This is a genomic window from Mycobacterium sp. NGS64 (assembly GCF_059812245.1).
In genome coordinates, this window is the sequence record NZ_JCALCI010000001.1 from 1196076 (window position 1) to 1213798 (window position 17723).

At 70.2% G+C, this 17723-nt stretch carries 18 protein-coding genes; 10 read left to right on the plus strand and 8 right to left on the minus strand.

What is annotated here, in order from left to right; genetic code table 11:
* The first annotated feature begins 25 nt into the window (after nt 1-25).
* From hemE to AC5Y4S_RS06015, 4 genes are read left to right on the plus strand one after another with little or no spacing between them, the layout of a single operon-like run.
* On the plus strand, nt 26-1111 hold the full coding sequence (gene hemE / locus AC5Y4S_RS06000; protein WP_068107312.1) for a uroporphyrinogen decarboxylase: 1086 nt from the start codon (nt 26-28) through the stop codon (nt 1109-1111).
* Nucleotides 1108-2472 carry a protoporphyrinogen oxidase gene (locus AC5Y4S_RS06005; RefSeq protein ID WP_500030981.1) on the plus strand — a complete coding sequence of 455 codons (1365 nt, stop codon included), beginning with the start codon at nt 1108-1110 and terminating at the stop codon, nt 2470-2472. Before hemE ends, AC5Y4S_RS06005 begins: the two co-directional genes overlap by 4 nt.
* A gap of 5 nt (nt 2473-2477) precedes the next feature.
* On the plus strand, nt 2478-3185 hold the full coding sequence (gene hemQ, locus AC5Y4S_RS06010; protein ID WP_500030983.1) for a hydrogen peroxide-dependent heme synthase: 708 nt from the start codon (nt 2478-2480) through the stop codon (nt 3183-3185).
* Nucleotides 3186-3206: 21 nt separating this feature from the next.
* The gene (locus AC5Y4S_RS06015; RefSeq protein WP_500030985.1) at nt 3207-3956 is read left to right on the plus strand and encodes a class I SAM-dependent methyltransferase; all 750 of its coding nucleotides are present in this window, start codon (nt 3207-3209) and stop codon (nt 3954-3956) included.
* Here the strand turns inward: AC5Y4S_RS06015 and AC5Y4S_RS06020 are convergent.
* Entirely contained in the window at nt 3953-5233 is a 1281-nt protein-coding gene (locus AC5Y4S_RS06020; RefSeq protein ID WP_500030987.1) for an amidohydrolase family protein, read from the minus strand. The genes AC5Y4S_RS06015 and AC5Y4S_RS06020 overlap by 4 nt on opposite strands.
* A gap of 202 nt (nt 5234-5435) precedes the next feature.
* Between AC5Y4S_RS06020 and AC5Y4S_RS06025 the strand changes: the two genes are divergently transcribed.
* Nucleotides 5436-6926 (plus strand): PE family protein, encoded by a 1491-nt coding sequence (locus tag AC5Y4S_RS06025; protein ID WP_500030991.1) that lies wholly within the window; start codon nt 5436-5438, stop codon nt 6924-6926.
* 187 nt (nt 6927-7113) lie between these two features.
* Here AC5Y4S_RS06025 and msrB read toward each other — a convergent pair whose 3' ends face one another.
* Genes msrB through AC5Y4S_RS06045 form a run of 4 tightly spaced genes read right to left on the minus strand, consistent with a single transcriptional unit; the run spans nt 7114 to nt 11224 of the window.
* Entirely contained in the window at nt 7114-7524 is a 411-nt protein-coding gene (gene msrB, locus AC5Y4S_RS06030; RefSeq protein WP_500030993.1) for a peptide-methionine (R)-S-oxide reductase MsrB, read from the minus strand.
* A 9-nt stretch (nt 7525-7533) separates the two neighbouring features.
* Complete coding sequence (aftC, locus tag AC5Y4S_RS06035) at nt 7534-8871, minus strand: arabinofuranan 3-O-arabinosyltransferase (protein ID WP_500030995.1); 1338 nt, start codon at nt 8869-8871, stop codon at nt 7534-7536.
* A 13-nt stretch (nt 8872-8884) separates the two neighbouring features.
* Nucleotides 8885-10444: an alpha/beta fold hydrolase gene (locus AC5Y4S_RS06040; protein WP_500030998.1), complete on the minus strand. Its 1560-nt coding sequence runs from the start codon at nt 10442-10444 to the stop codon at nt 8885-8887.
* A 24-nt stretch (nt 10445-10468) separates the two neighbouring features.
* The gene (locus AC5Y4S_RS06045; protein WP_500031001.1) at nt 10469-11224 is read right to left on the minus strand and encodes a pyrimidine reductase family protein; all 756 of its coding nucleotides are present in this window, start codon (nt 11222-11224) and stop codon (nt 10469-10471) included.
* Between AC5Y4S_RS06045 and zapE the strand changes: the two genes are divergently transcribed.
* Nucleotides 11223-12299 carry a cell division protein ZapE gene (gene zapE, locus AC5Y4S_RS06050; RefSeq protein ID WP_500031004.1) on the plus strand — a complete coding sequence of 359 codons (1077 nt, stop codon included), beginning with the start codon at nt 11223-11225 and terminating at the stop codon, nt 12297-12299. The genes AC5Y4S_RS06045 and zapE overlap by 2 nt on opposite strands.
* Here the strand turns inward: zapE and AC5Y4S_RS06055 are convergent.
* The 3 genes from AC5Y4S_RS06055 to AC5Y4S_RS06065 are packed head-to-tail and all read right to left on the minus strand — an operon-like array spanning nt 12256 to nt 14030.
* Nucleotides 12256-12774, minus strand: coding sequence for a GNAT family N-acetyltransferase (locus tag AC5Y4S_RS06055; protein WP_500031007.1), 519 nt, complete (start codon nt 12772-12774; stop codon nt 12256-12258). The two genes, zapE and AC5Y4S_RS06055, sit on opposite strands and share 44 nt — an antisense overlap.
* Nucleotides 12762-13271: a hypothetical protein gene (locus tag AC5Y4S_RS06060; protein ID WP_500031009.1), complete on the minus strand. Its 510-nt coding sequence runs from the start codon at nt 13269-13271 to the stop codon at nt 12762-12764. The genes AC5Y4S_RS06055 and AC5Y4S_RS06060 overlap by 13 nt, the downstream gene beginning before the upstream one ends.
* Before the next feature lie 21 nt (nt 13272-13292).
* Nucleotides 13293-14030, minus strand: a complete 738-nt coding sequence (locus tag AC5Y4S_RS06065) for a Clp protease N-terminal domain-containing protein (protein WP_500031011.1) — start codon at nt 14028-14030, stop codon at nt 13293-13295.
* Nucleotides 14031-14129: 99 nt separating this feature from the next.
* Between AC5Y4S_RS06065 and AC5Y4S_RS06070 the strand changes: the two genes are divergently transcribed.
* From AC5Y4S_RS06070 to AC5Y4S_RS06085, 4 genes are all read left to right on the plus strand, one after another.
* A complete protein-coding gene (locus tag AC5Y4S_RS06070) occupies nt 14130-14462 on the plus strand; it encodes a DUF732 domain-containing protein (RefSeq protein WP_082973477.1) in 333 nt (110 codons plus the stop codon).
* Nucleotides 14463-14564: 102 nt separating this feature from the next.
* Nucleotides 14565-16055 (plus strand): alanine/glycine:cation symporter family protein, encoded by a 1491-nt coding sequence (locus AC5Y4S_RS06075; protein ID WP_500031012.1) that lies wholly within the window; start codon nt 14565-14567, stop codon nt 16053-16055.
* A gap of 310 nt (nt 16056-16365) precedes the next feature.
* Nucleotides 16366-17292: a cytochrome c oxidase assembly protein gene (locus AC5Y4S_RS06080; protein WP_500031013.1), complete on the plus strand. Its 927-nt coding sequence runs from the start codon at nt 16366-16368 to the stop codon at nt 17290-17292.
* Between the two features lie 48 nt (nt 17293-17340).
* On the plus strand, nt 17341-17718 hold the full coding sequence (locus AC5Y4S_RS06085; protein ID WP_500031014.1) for a DUF732 domain-containing protein: 378 nt from the start codon (nt 17341-17343) through the stop codon (nt 17716-17718).
* Nucleotides 17719-17723 lie beyond the last annotated feature (5 nt).

The following is a 17723-nucleotide window of genomic DNA, read 5'->3' on the forward strand; positions in this document are numbered from 1 at the left end:
AGCCGTCGTGGCAGCATTGAGGCCGATGAACAACCCTGCGCCTACGCGTCGCGACCTCCCCGAGTCGCCGTACCTGGCCGCCGTCTCCGGGCGCAAGCCCGGCCGGGTGCCGGTGTGGTTCATGCGGCAGGCCGGTCGCTCGCTGCCCGAGTACCGCGCGCTGCGCGAACGGCACAGCATGCTGGCGGCCTGCTTCGAGCCCGAGGTGGCCGCCGAGATCACGCTGCAGCCGATCCGCCGCCACGGGGTCGACGCGGCGATCCTGTTCTCCGACATCGTGGTGCCGCTGCGGGCCGCGGGCGTCGACCTGGACATCGTCGCCGACGTGGGGCCGGTGATCGCGCACCCGGTGCGCACCGACGCCGACATCGACGCGTTCAAACCCCTTGACCCCGAGGCGATCCGGCCGATCTGCGAGGCGGTTTCGCTGCTCGTCGGCGAGCTGGGCGACGTGCCGCTGATCGGCTTCGCCGGCGCGCCGTTCACGCTGGCGTCCTATCTCGTCGAAGGCGGACCCAGCCGCAACCACGCGCGCACCAAGGCGATGATGCTGGCCGAGCCGGCCAGCTGGCACGAGCTGATGTCGAAGCTGACCGACCTCACCGTCGCGTTCCTGCGCGGGCAACTCGAGGCCGGCGTGGACGCCATCCAGGTGTTCGACTCGTGGGCGGGGACGCTGTCGCTGGCCGACTACCGCCGATACGTGTTGCCGCACAGCTCAAGGGTTTTCGCGACCCTGTCCGAATACGGGGTGCCGATGACGCACTTCGGGGTCGGGACGGCCGAGCTGCTGGGTTCCATGTCCGCGGCGCTGAAGTGCGGCATGAAACCCGGCCAGTGCACCGCCGTCGGGGTGGATTGGCGGACCTCGCTGGTCGACGCCGCCGCCCGGGTCGAACCGGGCACGGCGCTACAGGGCAACCTCGACCCGGTGGTGCTGCTGGCGGGTTGGCCGGTGGCCGAACGCGCCGCGCGGGCGGTCATCGACGACGGGCGCCGCGCGGTGGACGCCGGCGCGGCCGGCCACGTGTTCAACCTCGGGCACGGAGTGCTGCCCGAGACGGACCCCGGCGTGCTGACCGACCTGGTTGCGCTGGTCCACTCGCTATGACCGCCCCGTCGTATTGTGTTGTGGGCGGCGGTATTTCGGGTCTGACGGCGGCATACCGGCTGCGCGCGGCCGCCGGCGCGGACGCGAGCATCACCCTGTTCGATCCCGCCGACCGGCTCGGCGGCATCCTGCGCACCGAACACGTCGGCGGCCGGCCGATGGATTTGGGCGCCGAGGCGTTCGTGCTGCGCCGCCCCGAGATGCCGGCGCTGCTTGCCGAACTGGGCCTGTCCGCGCGCCAGATCGGCACCACCGGCGCCCGCCCGCTGATCTACAGCGACCACCGGCTGCACCCGTTGCCCGCCGGCACGGTCGTCGGGATCCCGTCGTCGGCGGCGTCGATGGCGGGTCTGGTCGACGAGGCGACGCTCGCGCGCATCGACGCCGAACCGACCCGCCCGCTGGGCTGGCAGCCCGGCAGCGATCCCGCGGTGGCCGAATTGGTCGGCGACCGGTTCGGCGCGCAGGTGGTGGCCCGGTCGGTGGACCCCCTGCTCAGCGGGGTGTACGCCGGCTCGGCCGCGACGATCGGCCTGCGCGCGGCCGCACCGGGCGTGGCGGCGGCCCTCGACCGCGGCGCCGCCAGCCTGACCGACGCCGTCCGGCAGGCGCTGCCGCCGGCCACCGGCGCGCCGGTGTTCGGGGCGATCGACGGCGGCTACCAGGTGCTGCTCGACGAGCTGGTCGGGCGGGCCCGGCCGCGCTGGGTCCGGGCCGCGGTGCAACGGCTCGACCCCGCCGGGCCGGGCTGGTCGCTGCTCGACGACACCGGCGCCCGCTGGCCCGCCGACGCGGTGATCCTGGCCGTTGCGGCCCCGCGGGTGGCGGCCCTGCTCGACGAGGTCGCCCCGCGCACCGCCGCCGCGGCGCGCCGGATCGAGAGCGCGTCGTCGGCGGTGGTGGCGCTCGCCGTGCCCGTCGACACCCCGTTCCCGCAGTGCTCCGGGGTCCTGGTCGCGAGCGGAGAACCGTTGCGCGCCAAGGCGATCACGCTGTCGTCACGCAAGTGGGGCACACGCGGGGACACCCAGCAGCTGCGGCTGTCGTTCGGGCGGGCAGGCGACGACCCAGAAAATTCCGTGGGCGGCACCCCCGACGACGAATTGCTGGGCTGGGCGCTCAGCGACCTGGTCGACGTGTTCGGGCTGACCGTCGACCCCGTCGACGCCCGCGTCAAGCGCTGGCTCGACGCCATGCCGCAGTACGGCCCCGGCCACGCCGAGGTGGTGGCCGAGGTGCGCGCCGGCCTGCCGCCGACCCTCGCCGTGGCCGGCAGCTACCTCGACGGGATCGGCGTGCCGGCCTGCATCGGGGCGGCCGGGCGCGCGGTCGAGGCCCTACAAGCGGAAGTGGCACGATAGATGCCATGGCCAAACTCGACTCCAAACTTGATTTTGCGGCCCTGAACTCGCAACTGCGCTACCTGATGTTCTCGGTGTTCTCGGTCCGGCCGGGCGAGCTCGGCGACGATCGCGAGGCCGTGATCGACGACGCGACGACGTTTTTCAAGCAGCAGGAGGAGCGCGGTGTCGTGGTGCGCGGCCTCTACGACGTGGCGGGCCTGCGCGCCGACGCCGACTTCATGATCTGGACCCACGCGGAACGCGTCGAGGCGCTGCAGGCGACCTACGCCGACTTCCGGCGCACCACCACGCTGGGCCGCGCCTGCTCGCCGGTGTGGAGCAGCGTCGCGCTGCACCGGCCCGCCGAGTTCAACAAGAGCCACATTCCGGCGTTCCTGGCCGGCGAGGAGCCCGGCGCCTACATCTGCGTGTATCCGTTCGTGCGGTCCTACGAGTGGTACCTGCTGCCCGACGAGGAGCGCCGCCGCATGCTCGCCGAACACGGCATGGCCGCCCGCGAGTACAAGGACGTCCGCGCCAACACCGTGCCCGCGTTCGCGCTGGGCGACTACGAGTGGATCCTGGCTTTCGAGGCCCCGGAGCTGGACCGCATCGTGGACCTGATGCGCGAGCTGCGCGCCACCGACGCCCGCCGGCACACCCGGGCCGAGACGCCGTTCTTCACCGGGCCTCGGGTGCCGGTCGAGCAGCTTGTGAACTCGTTGCCGTAAAGCCGAAATCGAGGGGGAGAGATGACCACGTTTGACCCGACCGATCCCACCCGCTTCGAGGAGATGTACCGCGACGACCGGATGTCGCACGGGCTGCCCGCCGCCACGCCCTGGGATATCGGCGGCCCGCAGCCGGTGGTCCAGCGGCTGGTCGCCCTCGGCGCGGTCAAGGGCGAGGTGCTCGACCCGGGCACCGGCCCGGGCCACCACGCGATCTACTACGCGTCCAAGGGCTACTCCGCTACCGGCATCGACGGTTCGGAGGCCGCGATCGAACGGGCCCGCGCAAACGCCCAAAAGGCCGGGGTGTCAGTCAATTTCGAGGTGGCCGACGCCACGAAATTGGACGGGTTCGACGGCCGGTTCGACACCGTCGTCGACTGCGCCTTCTACCACACGTTCAGCACCGAGCCCGAGATGCAGCAGTCGTATGCGCGCGCGCTGCACCGGGCGACCAAGCCGGGGGCGCGGCTGTACATGTTCGAGTTCGGCGAGCACGACATCAACGGCTTCAAGATGATGCGGTCGTTGTCCGAGAGCGACTTTCGCGACGTGCTGCCGGCCAACGGCTGGGAGATCACCTACCTGGGCCCGACGACCTATCTGGTCAACATCAGCGCCGAGTCGATCGAGATGATGGCCGCGCGTAACCCGGACATGGCCGACCAGGTGCAGCCGATGCTGGAAAGGTTCCGGGCGATGGAGCCGTGGCTGGTGAACGGCCGGGTGCACGCCCCGTTCTGGGAGGTGCACGCCACCCGGGTGGACTAACTGTTGCCGCGGGTCGCCTCGGCCAGGGCGTTGGACACCCGTTCGCCCTTCTTGTGATGGCTGAGGGCGCGGATCGACACGTCATGGCCTTCGGCCGTCCGGCGTAGCGCGCCCACCGTGGCCTGCTCGCGCGGGTGGGCCGGGAACGGGTCGAACGAGTACCATCGCATGGCGTTTTCGTGCGTCATCTTGTTGACGTCGGTTTCCGAAACGTCATGGGCGCGAAGGACATCCCAGAGTTCTTCGGGCGCACCGGGCCACATCGAGTCGCTGTGCGGATAGTCCGCCTCCCACGCGATGTTGTCGATGCCGATCTGGTGGCGCAGCTGCACCCCGACGTGGTCGCTGATGAAGCACGTCAGGAAGTGCTCGCGGAACACCTCGCTGGGCAGCTTGCCGCCGAAGTCCTGGTGGGTCCACGCCGAGTGCATCTCGTAGGTGCGGTCTGCGCGCTCCAGGAAATACGGGATCCACCCGGTGCCGCCCTCGGAGAGGGCGATCTTGAGGTCGGGGTATTTCTTGATCGGCGCCGACCACAGCAGATCCGCGGCGGCTTGCACGATGTTCATCGGCTGAAGGGTGATCATCACGTCCATCGGCGCGTCCGGCGCGGTGACCGCCAGCTTCCCCGAGGAACCGATGTGCACGTTCATCACCGTGTCGGTGTCGACCAACGCTTTCCACAGGGGCGTCCAGTAGTCGTCGTGAAAGCTGGGATAGCCCAAAACCGAAGGGTTTTCGCTGAATGTCAACGCGTGCACCCCGCGTTCGGCGTTGCGGCGCACCTCGGCCGCGCACGCCTCGGCGTCCCAGATCACCGGCAGGCACATCGGGATGAACCGCGCCGGGTACGCCCCGCACCACTCCTCGACGTGCCAGTCGTTGTAGGCCCGCAGTAGAGCCAGGCCGAAGTCGTGGTCCTCGGTGGCGAACAGCCGGCCGGCGAACCCCGGAAACGTCGGGAAACAGATCGAGGCGAAAATCCCGCCCGCGTTCATGTCCTTGACCCGCTCGTCGACCTGCCAGCACCCCGGGCGGATCTCGTCGAGACCCTGCGGTTCGAGCCCGTATTCCTCCTTCGGCCGGCCCGCCACCGAGTTGAGTGCCACGTTGGGAATCACCACATCGCGAAATTGCCAGCTGTCGCTGCCATCCGGGTTATGCACCAGCCGGGGTGCCTCGTCGGCGTACTTCTTGGGTAGGTGGTTTTTGAACATGTCCGGCGGTTCGACGATGTGGTCGTCGACGCTGATCAGGATCATGCCGTCCTTGTTCATGTTCGCCCGCTTCCCGATTCCCTTACCGTTGGTGCGACGGTACCGCAGCCGCAACGGCGGCGAAAGCGTTCGTCGAGCTCGGTCTTCGCGCCAAACCCCGCATGTCGCGGCCCAAACGGTTAGGCTGCGCTCCTGCCGAAAACCGGCGGCGCCGGGGGAAATGACCTCGTGGTCATGGCGCATCGGATAGGGGAGGTATCCCATGTCGTTCGTGATCGCGGCCCCCGAGTCGGTGATGGCCGCGGCCAACGACCTGGCCGGCATCGGTTCGGCGATCAGCGCCGCGAACACGGCCGCGGCGGCCGCGACGACGGGCGTGGTCGCGGCGGGCGCCGACGAGGTGTCGGCCGCGGTCGCGGAGCTGTTCTCCGCGCAGGCGCAGGAATACCAGGCGCTGAGCTCCCAGGTCGCGGCCTTTCACACGCAGTTCGTGCAGAACGTGGCGTCGGGCATGGCCGCGTACGCCGGCGCCGAGGCCGCCAACGTGCAGGGCAGCCTGCTCGACGCCATCAACGCCCCCACGCTGGCGCTGTTGGGGCGACCGCTGATCGGCAACGGCGCCAATGGCGGGACCGTCGGCGGGATAGGCCAACCCGGCGGGCCCGGCGGGCTGTTGGTCGGCAACGGCGGGGCCGGCGGCAACAGCACCACCCCCGGGGCGCCGGGCGGCAACGGCGGGGCCGCCGGGTTGTTCGGCGTCGGCGGCCCGGGCGGAGCCGGCGGCGCCAGCCCGACGGGCGTCGGCGGTAACGGCGGGGCCGGCGGGCCCGGGGTGCTGTTCGGCGGCGGCGGCACCGGCGGCACCGGCGGGTACGGGCTCACCCAGGGCGGCAACGGCGGCCCCGGCGGGGCCGGCGGGCTGCTCGGCTTCGGCGGACCCGACCAGACCCACGGCAGCGCCGGTGGCGCCGGCGGGCCCGCCGGGCCCAACGGCGTCGGCGGGACCGGGGGACCCGGCGGGATGGGCGGACTGCTGGGCTCCGGCGGGTTCGGTGGCCCCGGCGGAGACGGCGGAACCGGTGGCAACGGCGGTGCCGGCGGCGGCAGCCTGCTGTGGGGCAACGGTGGACCCGGCGGCCCCGGGGGCACCGGCAGCACGAGTGACGGCGGCAACGGCGGCAACGGCGGCACGGGCGGTCCGTTCGAAGGCGGCGGCGGGATCGGCGGCGCCGGGGGAACCGGCGTCATGGGCAACGGCGGCAACGGCGGTAACGGCGGCACCGCGGGCGGAATCTCCGGTAACGGCGGCCTCGGCGGCGCAGGCGGCACGGGGGTCACCGGCCATGGCGGTCAAGGCGGCAACGGCGGCGACTCCAACCCCTTCCAGGGCGCCGGCGGGGCCGGCGGCCGGGGCGGCGTCGGCGCCACCACGGGCGGTGATGGCGGCGCGGGCGGCAACGGCGCCGGGTTCAACGGCTCGGGCGGGGCCGGCGGAATCGGCGGGTTCGGCTACACGACCGGCGGGAACGGCGGGACCGGCGGCAACGCCGGGCCGATCGGCAACGGCGGGGTGGGTGGCGCCGGCGGCGAGGGCCTGGTCACCGGGGGCAACGGCGGGAACGGCGGCGTCGCCGTGCTGGTCGGCAACGGCGGCAACGGCGGCAGCGCCGGGGGCGGCCCCACCCCGGGCACGCCCGGCCGGGGCGGCGCGGGCGGCAGCCTGTTCGGTCAGCCCGGGATGGACGGGGTATAGGCGCCGGGCGCGCCGGCCGAGGGATTCACGCCTCACCCGTCACTTTTGTCACCGGACGGTCGGGGTTGGCTTTCTGCCCGCCTCACAGCGACAACTCGCGGGGGCGCCGCGCGGGCACCCGCGCACGGCACATTGCGTTGTCGCTCTGAGGCGGGCACAGCGGCACATCCCGCAACCGGAGAACGCCCTACGCGCCCGTCGGCACCAGGCGCAGCGAGATCGAGTTGATGCAGTACCGCTGATCGGTCGGCGTCGGATAGCCCTCGCCGGCGAACACGTGGCCCAGGTGGCTGTGGCAGTTCGCGCACAGCACCTCGGTGCGCGTCGTCCCCATCGAGTGGTCGGGGCGCAGGATCACCGCGTCGGAGTTCGCCGGGTCGAAGAACGACGGCCAGCCGCAGTGCGACTCGAATTTCTCTGTGCTGCGGAACAATTCGGCGCCGCAGGCCCGACACTGATAGATGCCCTCGGTCTTGGTGTCGGTGTACTCACCGGTGAACGGCCGCTCGGTGCCGGCCTGGCGCAGCACGTGAAACTCTTCGGGGCTGAGCTTCTGGCGCCATTGGTCGTCGGTCAGCTGCAGCTTGGGGCTAGTCATGCGTCCACGCTAGCTCGAATGGCGGTGACCCGCTGCGCCCGGCTCCGCCGCGCTTGCGATCACCGCGTCGCGCTCGCGGTCAACGGGCACCCACGCCGGATCGATGCCCTCGTCCAGCCGGTTTTCGGCCTTGGCGTCCAGGTAGCGGAAGTACAGCACTGTGAACACCACGATCAGCAGCAGCGACCAGCCGTAGGTGATCTTGAGGTAGTGCAGCGCGCGGCCGTACCGCATGTGTTGGTAGATCAGCCAGTCGTCCAGCGCCAGGAATCCGTAGACACCGAGCCACGCCGGCCAATTGCGGATCAGCGAGTTCGGCAGCACCACCGTCATCAAGAAGGGGAACAGCATCATCGAGTAATAGCCCTGGGCCAGCGGCAGCACCAGCCAGGAGCACAGCAGCAGCACGCCCGACGAGCTGGTGTACCAGAACAGCGGGTCCCGGGTGCGGTAGTAGCGGTACAGCAGCCACAGCGCGCCGATCGCGAGCAGCGTGAACAGGACCCGCAGGAACACGATCAGCCAGGTGGGCAGCCCGAAGTACACCCCGTTGCCCTCGATCGAGCTGTTGAAGTAGTCCCGGACGCCCCCGATGTAGGGAAGCGTGCGGGTGACGAAGTCCATCGGGTCGCTGACCAACGGCCACGCGGCCGCGTTGATGACGACCGGGACGACGATCGCGGGCACCAGCGTTCGCCACTGGCGGTTCAGCAGCGGCAGCAACAGCAGCGGCCCCAGCACGGGTTTGAGCGTCAGCGTGAGCCCGATGACCGCCCCCGCCCACCACTGATGGCCCACCCGGCCGTCCAGCAGCCACCGCAGGAAAAGCACTTCGGCCAGCAGCACGCAGCCGTTGATGTTGGTGAACACCAGCGTGCTCGTCACGCTTTCGGTGCAGAACATGGCCAGCAGCAGAGCGGGCGCGGCCACCGAGGACAGCGTGAATTTGAACAACCGCAGCAGCAGGTACCAGGCGAGCAGGATCACGACGGTGTTGATTCCGATGAACAGATACCGCGACGGCGTGAAGGACAGGTACCCGAAGGGCGCCATCAACAGCGTGCCGCCGGGCGGATACAGGTAGTGCGGGTCGACGTAGTCGAAGTGCTCGTTGTAGATGTCCCAGCCGCGCCGGAAGTTCAGCACCGCCCGGTAGACCGGCTTGAAATCGTCGGTGATGTTGCCGTTGAGCGTGAGGATGATGCTGCGGTGCAGCACCGACATGATGGCCAACGGCCACAACACCGACCGCACGATCGTCGCGGTGCTGGGTGCGCCGGTGCGGGGACGGAACGCGGCCAGCAGCGAATCGCGCAGGCCGGTTCGGGTCGAGTCAGCTGCCGTCACGAAGCGCAAAGTATCAGGCGGGACAGTAGGTGTCGGTCCCGGGCAGTTTGCCGCTGTTGAGATAGCCGATCAACGGCGCGACGGCGCAGGGCGAATAGATGCTGGCGCCGTGGCCGATGCCCTGCCACATCACCCGCTTGCTGGCCGCGTTGGCGTTGATGATCATCGCCGCGGTCGCGGCGGCCCCCTCGTTGCCGACGATCGGGTCGTTCTGCACGCCCGCCAGCAGGACGTCCACCTTGAGGTCCTTGGGCGGCGCGGGCGGCGGAATCGTGGGCCAGTGCACGCATTTCACCAAGTTCAGCGCGGCGACGGTGCCGAACTGGGGATACAGCTTCGCCCACGCCACCACGAGCTCGCGCACCCGGTCGGGGGTCGGCCGGTTGATGGAATCACTGCAGGAGTTGACGAACTGGCCGTCGGAGTCGGTGAGGGAGTAGGCGTGGGCGATGAGGTTGTTGAGCTGGCTGGCGTCCCCGGAGCGGGCGGCTGCCAGCGCGCCGGCCAGGCTCTGGGTGGCGCCGACGCGCCCGCCGGAGGGGAAGCCCAACGCGACGGTGATGGCGGTGGCCACCGCGGACACCGGCGCGCCGCCGGGCCCCTTGCCCGCGCGGGCGTCGGCCAGCATCGCGGTGATGGCACCCTTGGGGTCCGGGCCGAGCGGGCAGTTGACGGCGATGCATTGGGCGGCGAACGCGTCGAGCGCGGCCTGCTGACCCTTGACCTGTTGCTCGGCGGCGGCTTCGGCGTTGACGCCCAAGGCAATTGGGGAGTCGAGGATCAGCCGGGCGACCCGGTCGGGCCGCGACGCGGCGTAGGCCAGCGCCACCTGGGCGCCGTTGCCGATCCCCACCAGCGCGACCGCCGGCACGTCCCACAGGCTGCGCAGCCGCTCGATGTCGGAGGCGGCGTGCGAGTTGTCGTAGGCCGAAGAGCCCGGGGCGATGGCGTCGGTGCAGTTGGTGGTCGCGGTGTTGGAGATGTCGGACAGGTTGGCGACCGGGTCGTCGCCGGCCTGGAACTGCGCCTGGTCGCGCATGGCCTGGCGGTCGAGCTGGTCGCGGCAGTCGATGGGGCTCGACATGCCGATACCGCGGCGGTCGACGGCCACGATCGGGTGGGTTTGCAGCACGTCGGCGCCGCCCCGCGCGAGCCAGGCCGGCAACTGCGTCGACGACGGCAGGTCCGAGCCCGTGGTGAAGACGAGCGGACCGGCGTCGTGCGGCGTCTTGTCCGAGCGCGCGCGGACCACGCCGATGCTCAGCGTTCCCGACCCGCCGCCCGTCGGGTCGAGGTCGGCGTCGTAGTTCGCGCAGTCCACCTGCACGCCAGGCGCCGCGGGCACGGCCGCGTCGCCGAACACCTTCGCCGTGCAGTCACGCCAGGACAGGTCGTTCTTGGGGGCGGCGATCGGCGGCGGACCGGCCGGCGGGGGTTTCGAGGTGGCCGCGCCCTGGGGGCGGGCGCCGGAATTGGTGGCGAAGCGCGGGTCCGCGCCCAGGCCGGGGACGCAGCCGGCGATCAGCGCGCTCACCGCCACCAGGATTGTGGCGGACGCGATCTGCCGACTCATGCCGACCACAGTAGCTTCGACTTTTCAGCCCCGGACGTAACGGGCGTAAAGGTAGCCGGCGTCGTCGGTGAGCAGGTGGGCGCGGCGCATCCGGGTCAGCACCTGGCCCGGGCCCGTCGCGATGCGCCGGGCCAGCCCGCCGACCAGGTAGGGCGCGATGGTCAGGCACAGCTCGTCGAGCAGGTCGCGGTCGACGAACGCGCCGAGCAGCATCGGCCCGCCCTCGGTCAGCACGCGGCGCATTCCGCGCGCCGCCAGGGCCGCCAGCAGGGCGGCCTCGTCGACCTGACCGGGATCGCCGCCGGAGCAGTCGAGCACCTCGCACAGGTCGCCGAGCCGCCGGCTCGTCTCCGCGGCCGCCGCCGCGCAGGTGAGCACCAGGGGCGGCACCTCGGTGCGGGTGAACACCGCCATGTCGCGGTCGAGGCGGCCGGACTTGGTGACGATCGCCAGCTGCGGGACCTCGCTTTGCCCGCGGGTCTGCCGCGCCTGCCGCTGCGCGACGGCCAGGTGCGCGCCGGAATAGCCCTCGATGCGCACGGTGCCCGCGCCGACCACGATTACGTCGGCCAGTTCGCGCAGCAGGTTGAAGATGTGCCGGTCGCCGGGCCCGCCCATGGTGCCGCTGCTGCCGTCGGCGGTGGCGCCGCCGTCCACGCTGGTGATGAAATTCGCCCGCACGCATGTGCCATCGGTGTCCGGATAGCGGTACAGGTGGGCGAGTTCGGCGTCGTCGATTTCCCGCGTCGACCCGAGCAACGTCAACCGGGTCTCTGGCATGAGCTTGATTGCAGCACGCCGCTACAGTTCCTGCATGCACGGGGGCCGCGTGGGGCATCTGGTGGACCGGCATCCGACCGTGTCGCCGGAGCGATTGATCGCCCAATTGCGGCCGCCGCCAACGTTCGCCGACGTGAGCTTCGCGTCGTATCGGCCCGATCCGGGGGAACCGAGCCAGGCGGCCGCCGTCGCGGCCTGCCAGGACTTCTGCCGGCAGGCCGTGGAGCGGCGGGCCGGCCGCCGAAAGCTGTTGGGCAAGCGCGCCGTGCTGCCCGGCGTCGGGCTGTATCTCGACGGCGGCTTCGGCGTGGGCAAGACCCACCTGCTCGCCTCGGCCTACTACCAGCTGCCAGGGGAAGGGCCCGAGCCGCCAACGCCCAAGGCGTTCGCCACCTTTGGCGAGCTCACCCAGCTCGCCGGGGTGTTCGGCTACGTCGAATGCATCGAGATGCTGGCCGGTTACACGGCGGTGTGCATCGACGAGTTCGAGCTCGACGATCCCGGCAACACCACCCTGATCTCGCGGCTGCTGTCCTCGTTGGTGGAGCGGGGGGTGTCGGTGGCGGCCACCTCGAACACCCTGCCCGAGCAACTCGGCGAGGGCCGCTTCGCCGCCCCGGACTTCCTGCGCGAGATCAACACGCTGGCAAGCATTTTCACCACGGTGCGGATCGAGGGGCCCGACTACCGGCATCGCGGGCTGCCACCGGCGCCGCAGCCGCTGTCGGACGAGGAGGTCGCCGCGCGCGCCGCGACCGTCGACGGGGCGACGCTGGACGATTTCGACGCGCTGTGCGCGCACCTGGCCACCATGCATCCGTCGCGGTATCTGACGCTGATCGAGGGCGTGACGGCGGTGTTCCTGACCGGGGTCCACGGCATCGACGACCAGAACGTGGCCCTGAGGCTGGTGTCGCTGACCGACCGGCTTTACGACGCCGGCATCCCGGTTGTCGCCTCCGGTGCGCCGCTGGACACCGTGTTCAGCGAGGAGATGCTGGCCGGTGGCTATCGAAAGAAATATCTGCGGGCTACGTCGCGGCTGGTGGCGCTGACCCAAGGTCGCGAACCATGAGGTAGTCGTTCTCGAGGCGGGCGCCCACCCGAAAGGTCCTGGTGCCGTTGACCGTAAAGCCGTGCTTGGCGTAAAAGCGTTGCGCGCGTTGGTTTTCCTGGTTGACGCCCAGCCAGACGCGGCGCACGCCCCACTTCTCGGCGGCGGCCACGCTGAGCTCCATCAGCGCCGCCGCCGCCCCGGTGCCGTGGTGCTCGGGCAGCACGTACATCTTCGACAGCTCGGCGGAGTCGGCGCCATCACGAATCAGCATGGCGTAGCCGATGATTCGGCCGCCGCGCGCGGCGGTGATGACCGCGCGGTCCGGATCGGCCAGGTATTCGGCGAAGCGCTCCGCCGACAGGTTGGCGTCGATGAACGACGCGATGTCTTCAGGGGCCGTCGCGGGCGGGCAGGCCAGCGGAAAGGTTTGCGCGGCAACGGCAGCCAGGTCCCCGGCGTCAACCGAACCCGTCGCGAGCGTCAGAGATTCCATTGGGCGAGGTGATAGCCCGTCTTCTTGTCCAGCAGGACCACGGTGGAGACCGGGTCGCGGTAGGCGTCCCAATAGACCGCGCCGCGCACGATCGCCCCGTTCGGCGCGTTGACGAGGACGTTGTCCAGCGCGTCGGGCGCGTCGGAGGCCCGCGGCTTGTAGGCGTCGGCGAACGGGGTCACGCCGTCGAAGCTGAACTCGGTCGCCATGATGAACGGATTGGGCACCCGGACCGCGCGAATCGTCACGTCGGCGCGGTCGACGGTGCTGCCCGGGAAGCTTTTGATCGGAACGCCCTCGCGGGTGTAGCCGAATCCCGGGGGTGGGTCGCACGGGGCCACGCTGCTGACGGTGACGTCGGCGATGTACTTGCCGGTGTCCACGCGCAGGGTGTCACCGAGGTGACCGATCGGCGCGTCACCCGCCCACGCGCGCGGCGCGGAAACGTTCGCGACCGCGACGATCAAGATGGACAAGGCAATCAGCCAGCGGTGCATCCTCGCATGATTGCACAGGCGCTACGGCGAAGGGGAGGGGTCGGTCCCGGCGCTCAGCGATTCGAGCGCGTCGACCAAATCCGTTTCGACGCGCTCCTTGTCGACGCCGCACCGGTGCAGCGGCCCCGCACCGTCCTCGAGTTCGAGCAGCGCCAGCAGCAGGTGTTCGGTGCCGATGTAGTTGTGGCCCAGCCGAAGTGCCTCGCGGAAGGTCAGCTCCAGCGCCTTGCGCGCCGGGCCGCTGAACGGGATGAGTTCGGGGGGTTCGCCGGCCGCAGGGGGCAGGCTGACCGCAGCCCGGATCGTGTCGGGGTCCACCTTCTGCCGCTTCAGCAGCACCGTCGCCAGCGCGGCCGGGTCGGTGAGCAGGCCGAGCAGCAGGTGGTCGGGGGTGATCTCGCTGTTGCTCGCCTCGTGCGCCGCGTTCTGCGCCGCCACCACCGCGCTGCGGGCCCGGGGCGTGAACCGCCCGAAGCCCTGCTCGGGGTCCAGCGTGGTGGGCTCGGCGCGGGGGACGAACCGCTTTTGGGCGGCCTGCTTCGTGACGCCCATGCTCTTGCCGATGTCGGTCCAGGAGGCACCCGACCGGCGGGCCTGGTCGACGAAGTGCCCGATCAGGTGGTCGGCGACCTCGCCGAGGTGCTCGGCGGCCAGGACGGCGTCGGCGAGCTGGTCCAGCACGTCCGGGTGCACCCGTTTGATGGCGTTGATGAGCTCGTCGAGGCGGACGGGATAGGCGATCGGGGTCGGTTCGGACATATCGTCAACGGTAGGTTGACGAACGCGAGGTTGTCAACCTGAAGTTGACGCCCCGTTTGGGGTGCGGCCGCCCGTCCCCTCTGGCACGATCAGGGGGCTGTGAAACCGCTGATTCTCACGCTGACGAGCCTTGTCGCCTTGGTCGGCATGGCCGCGCCCGCGCGGGCGGACTACACCGACGACGCCTTCCTCACCTCGCTGCGCGCGGCCGGCATCACCTTCCCCGACCCGGGGCCGGCAATCGGTGCCGGGAAATGGGTGTGCGACGCGGTGAGCAAGGGGACGCAGATGGTGGACGTCGTCAAGACGATCCAGGCCCAGAACCCCGGGCTGCACGGGGACAACGCGGCCCGGTTCACCGCGATCGCGGCCAACGTGTATTGCCCGCAAAGCCTGGCCGCCAGCGGCGGGAAGGTCGACGGCGCCTCGTAGCGTCACTGGATTTTTACAAACGCGCCGGCCAACGGCGGGTTAACGAAACCTGACGTCAACATTTCGCGCTTAGTCTGCTGCGAACAGCGGCCCAGGTGGGGGATGGATTTGGACTTCGTTCAGACACGGGTCATCGACCCGCTGAGCAATGCCCTGAGTTGTCATGTCCTCGTTTACCTGTTGATCGGCGTTGGCGTCTATTTCACGGTCCGCACCCGATTCATTCAGATCCGCTACTTCGGGCGCATGCTTCGCCAGCTCCGCAGGTCCCATCGCCAAGACGGTGGGATCTCGTCTTTTCAGGCCTTCTGTGTCGGCCTCGCCTCCCGGGTGGGCACCGGAAACATCGCCGGCGTCGCGATCGCGCTCACCGTGGGAGGGCCGGGCGCGATCTTTTGGATGTGGGTGGTGGCCGGGGTCGGCATGGCGACCGCGTTGATCGAGGCCACCCTCGCCCAGGTCTTCAAGGTCCGCTCGGGCGACGGCGCCTTCAGGGGCGGCCCGGCGTTCTACATCCAGCGCGGCCTGCGCTCGCGGGCGGGCGGCGTCTTCTTCGCCGTGCTGCTCGTGGTCACGTTCTCGACCGCGTTCAACATGGTCGAGACCAACGCGATCAGCGGGGTGCTGAAGTCGTCGCACGGCGTCGACATCGGTTGGACGACAATGGGTCTGGCCGTGCTGGCGGCGGCGGTCCTGTTCGGTGGGGTGCGCAGCGTCGCCAAGTTCGCGGAATGGGTCATCCCGGTCGCCGCGCTGACGTACGCGTCGCTGGCGTTGGCGATCGTCGCGGTCAACATCTCCGCGCTGCCGGGGGTGCTCGAGGAGATCGTCGGCGGGGCCTTCGGGATCAGGCAGCTGGCGGGTGGTTTCGCCGGCGGCATCGCGACGGCCATGCTGACCGGGGTCAAGCGCGGCCTGTTCGCCTGCGAGGCGGGGATGGGCAGTTCGCCCAACATCGCCGGCGCCGCGACGGTGTCACATCCGGTGGAGCAGGGCCTGATTCAGTCGCTCGCCGTCTTCGTCGACACCATGGTGATCTGCACGGCGACGGCGTTCATCGTGCTCATGGCGGGCCCGGGCGTTTACGATCCGGCGCGCACCGGCTCGATCGCGGGCGCCAGCCTGACCCAGTCGGCGATCGCCGCCGGCCTCGGATCGTGGACCACGGCGGTGATGACCGCCGTCGTCTTCGTGTTCGGATTCGCCTCGGTGCTCAGCAATTACGTGTGCGCCGAGGCCAATCTGTTCTTCCTGGGCGGACGGCACCTGGCGACCAACGCGCTGAAAGTCGTGACGCTGGGGGCGATCGTGTTCGGCGCGATGTCCCAGCTGAAGTTCGTGTGGGCGCTCGCCGATCTGACGATGGCGCTGATGGCCATCGCCAACCTGGTCGCGATCTGCCTGCTGAGCAAGTGGGCGTTCGCGACGGTGCGCGACTATCACCATCAGTCCATGCGCGGCGGCCATCCCGTCTTCATCGCCAGCGAGGCCGGGCTGCCCGGCACGCTCGCCGGCGACATCTGGGAAGTCCCGGACCGCCGGCAGGTCGGTGCGCTGCCCGAGTCGTTGCGGCTGAGCCAGCCCGCGGCGTAGCCGACGACCGGGTCAGGACGGGGGCGTCTTGGCGGCGGAGTCGCTCTTCGGGCCGTCGGAGAAGGTAGGAAGTTGCACCGGTTCCGAATCCCGAGTGGCGTCGTGGACGACCTCAGGTTCGTAGCGATGTGAAAACAATTCGGACGAATTCATGTATGCGCGGTCCTCAAATTGGTTCGTGCGATCGATTCGTGAGCTGCTCATCTCCACAGAAAATGTCGATGGTGGCAGGGCTCAAGACGAACGTCTTACCAACCAATCTACATGCGAGCCCCGAAGCGGCGGCTGAGCCGGCCATAAGCTAAGGACCATGCGCGTCGATCCGGGCCCGCTGACGTGGTCCGCCCTGGTGCAGAGCTGGCAGCTGGACCTCGCCTCCGCGGCGGCGATCGTGCTGGTGGCCGCCGCCTACGCCTGGTGCTCCCGGCGGGGTCGGAGCGTGGGATCCGCGCAGGCCGGCTGCCTCGTAGCCGGCGTGGCGCTGTGGGCGCTGGCGACGATGAGCGCGATCGGCGTCTACGCCTACGCCCTGTTCTGGGTGCGCGCGCTGCAGGTCCTGCTGCTGCTCTACGTCGTGCCGTTCTTCATCGCGCAGGCCAAGCCGGTCACCGCGCTGCGCGACGCGCTCGGCCAGCCCGGGCGCGACCGCCTCGACCGGCTGCTGGCCAGCCGGTTCGCGCGGGTGCTCGCGCACCCACTGACCACGTCGCTGGCGATGCTGGGCACGCCGTGGCTGCTCTACCTGACGCCCTGGTACACCGCGTCCCTGCAGAACGAGTGGGTCGGCGCGCCCACCCGAATCCTGTTGGTAGCGATCGGTTTTGGCTACTTCTACGCCCGACTGCAGGCGGACCCCGTTCCGCGCCGGTATTCCCAGGCGATCTCGCTGCTGATCACCGTCGTCGAGGCCCTCGGCGACGGGGTGCTCGGGTTGGTCGTCTGGCAGGGCTCGCTGATCGGCGCGGCGTACTACGCGCAACTGCACCGATCCTGGGGTCCCGATCAGCGCCTCGATCAGACGATCGGCGCGGGCGTCCTGTGGATTCTCGGGGACCTGGTCGGCTGGCCGTTCGTGCTGCTGCTGATGCGTGCCCTGACCCGCGACGAGAAGGCGCACGCGGTCGCCGTGGATGCGGAGCTGGACGCGGCCGAAGCGACCGAGACCGAAACCGCCGAGCCGTCGGGATTGTGGTGGGAAAACGATCCCCAACTGCGCGAGCGATTCAGGCGCGGCTAGGTTGCCCGGGATGCGGCCGCGGGGTGAGTCTGGCACGATGGCGGCGTCATGAGACTGCTGTGGGGGATAGCAACCGTGGCCGCCGTGCTCGGCCTGGCCGCGCCGGCGCACGCCGACCCTGACCCCGGCACCGACCCGGCCGCCGCCAGCGACCCCGCCACCGACGCGGACTTCCTTACCGCGCTCAAATTCGCCGGGATCTCCTACCAGGACCCGAACGCCGCTATATCGGCCGCCAAGACGCTGTGCCAGTTGGAGGACACCGGGGCGACCGAGGACGAAATAATCGGAAACCTTCAGCAGCGCAACGGGTTTAGCGGCAACGGTGCCGCTAAGTTCACGGTGATCGCGGTCGGCGCCTACTGCCCCAAGTACATCACCGGTGAGGGCCGCGGCCCCAAGCCCGAGGGCGCGGTCGGCGACTAGCCCCG

Excerpts from the sequence above, each read along its gene's own strand:
- AC5Y4S_RS06040 (WP_500030998.1), bottom strand. The coding sequence starts at position 10,444 with ATGAGTCGGCAGATCGCGTCCGCCACAATCCTGGTGGCGGTGAGCGCG.
- hemQ (WP_500030983.1), top strand. The coding sequence starts at position 2,478 with ATGGCCAAACTCGACTCCAAACTTGATTTTGCGGCCCTGAACTCGCAA.
- msrB (WP_500030993.1), bottom strand. The coding sequence starts at position 7,524 with ATGACTAGCCCCAAGCTGCAGCTGACCGACGACCAATGGCGCCAGAAG.
- AC5Y4S_RS06080 (WP_500031013.1), top strand. The coding sequence starts at position 16,366 with ATGCGCGTCGATCCGGGCCCGCTGACGTGGTCCGCCCTGGTGCAGAGC.
- AC5Y4S_RS06015 (WP_500030985.1), top strand. The coding sequence starts at position 3,207 with ATGACCACGTTTGACCCGACCGATCCCACCCGCTTCGAGGAGATGTAC.
- AC5Y4S_RS06075 (WP_500031012.1), top strand. The coding sequence starts at position 14,565 with ATGGATTTGGACTTCGTTCAGACACGGGTCATCGACCCGCTGAGCAAT.
- hemE (WP_068107312.1), top strand. The coding sequence starts at position 26 with ATGAACAACCCTGCGCCTACGCGTCGCGACCTCCCCGAGTCGCCGTAC.
- AC5Y4S_RS06055 (WP_500031007.1), bottom strand. The coding sequence starts at position 12,774 with ATGGAATCTCTGACGCTCGCGACGGGTTCGGTTGACGCCGGGGACCTG.
- AC5Y4S_RS06085 (WP_500031014.1), top strand. The coding sequence starts at position 17,341 with ATGAGACTGCTGTGGGGGATAGCAACCGTGGCCGCCGTGCTCGGCCTG.
- AC5Y4S_RS06065 (WP_500031011.1), bottom strand. The coding sequence starts at position 14,030 with ATGTCCGAACCGACCCCGATCGCCTATCCCGTCCGCCTCGACGAGCTC.
- AC5Y4S_RS06045 (WP_500031001.1), bottom strand. The coding sequence starts at position 11,224 with ATGCCAGAGACCCGGTTGACGTTGCTCGGGTCGACGCGGGAAATCGAC.
- AC5Y4S_RS06020 (WP_500030987.1), bottom strand. The coding sequence starts at position 5,233 with ATGAACAAGGACGGCATGATCCTGATCAGCGTCGACGACCACATCGTC.
- AC5Y4S_RS06005 (WP_500030981.1), top strand. The coding sequence starts at position 1,108 with ATGACCGCCCCGTCGTATTGTGTTGTGGGCGGCGGTATTTCGGGTCTG.
- zapE (WP_500031004.1), top strand. The coding sequence starts at position 11,223 with ATGAGCTTGATTGCAGCACGCCGCTACAGTTCCTGCATGCACGGGGGC.
- AC5Y4S_RS06025 (WP_500030991.1), top strand. The coding sequence starts at position 5,436 with ATGTCGTTCGTGATCGCGGCCCCCGAGTCGGTGATGGCCGCGGCCAAC.
- AC5Y4S_RS06060 (WP_500031009.1), bottom strand. The coding sequence starts at position 13,271 with ATGCACCGCTGGCTGATTGCCTTGTCCATCTTGATCGTCGCGGTCGCG.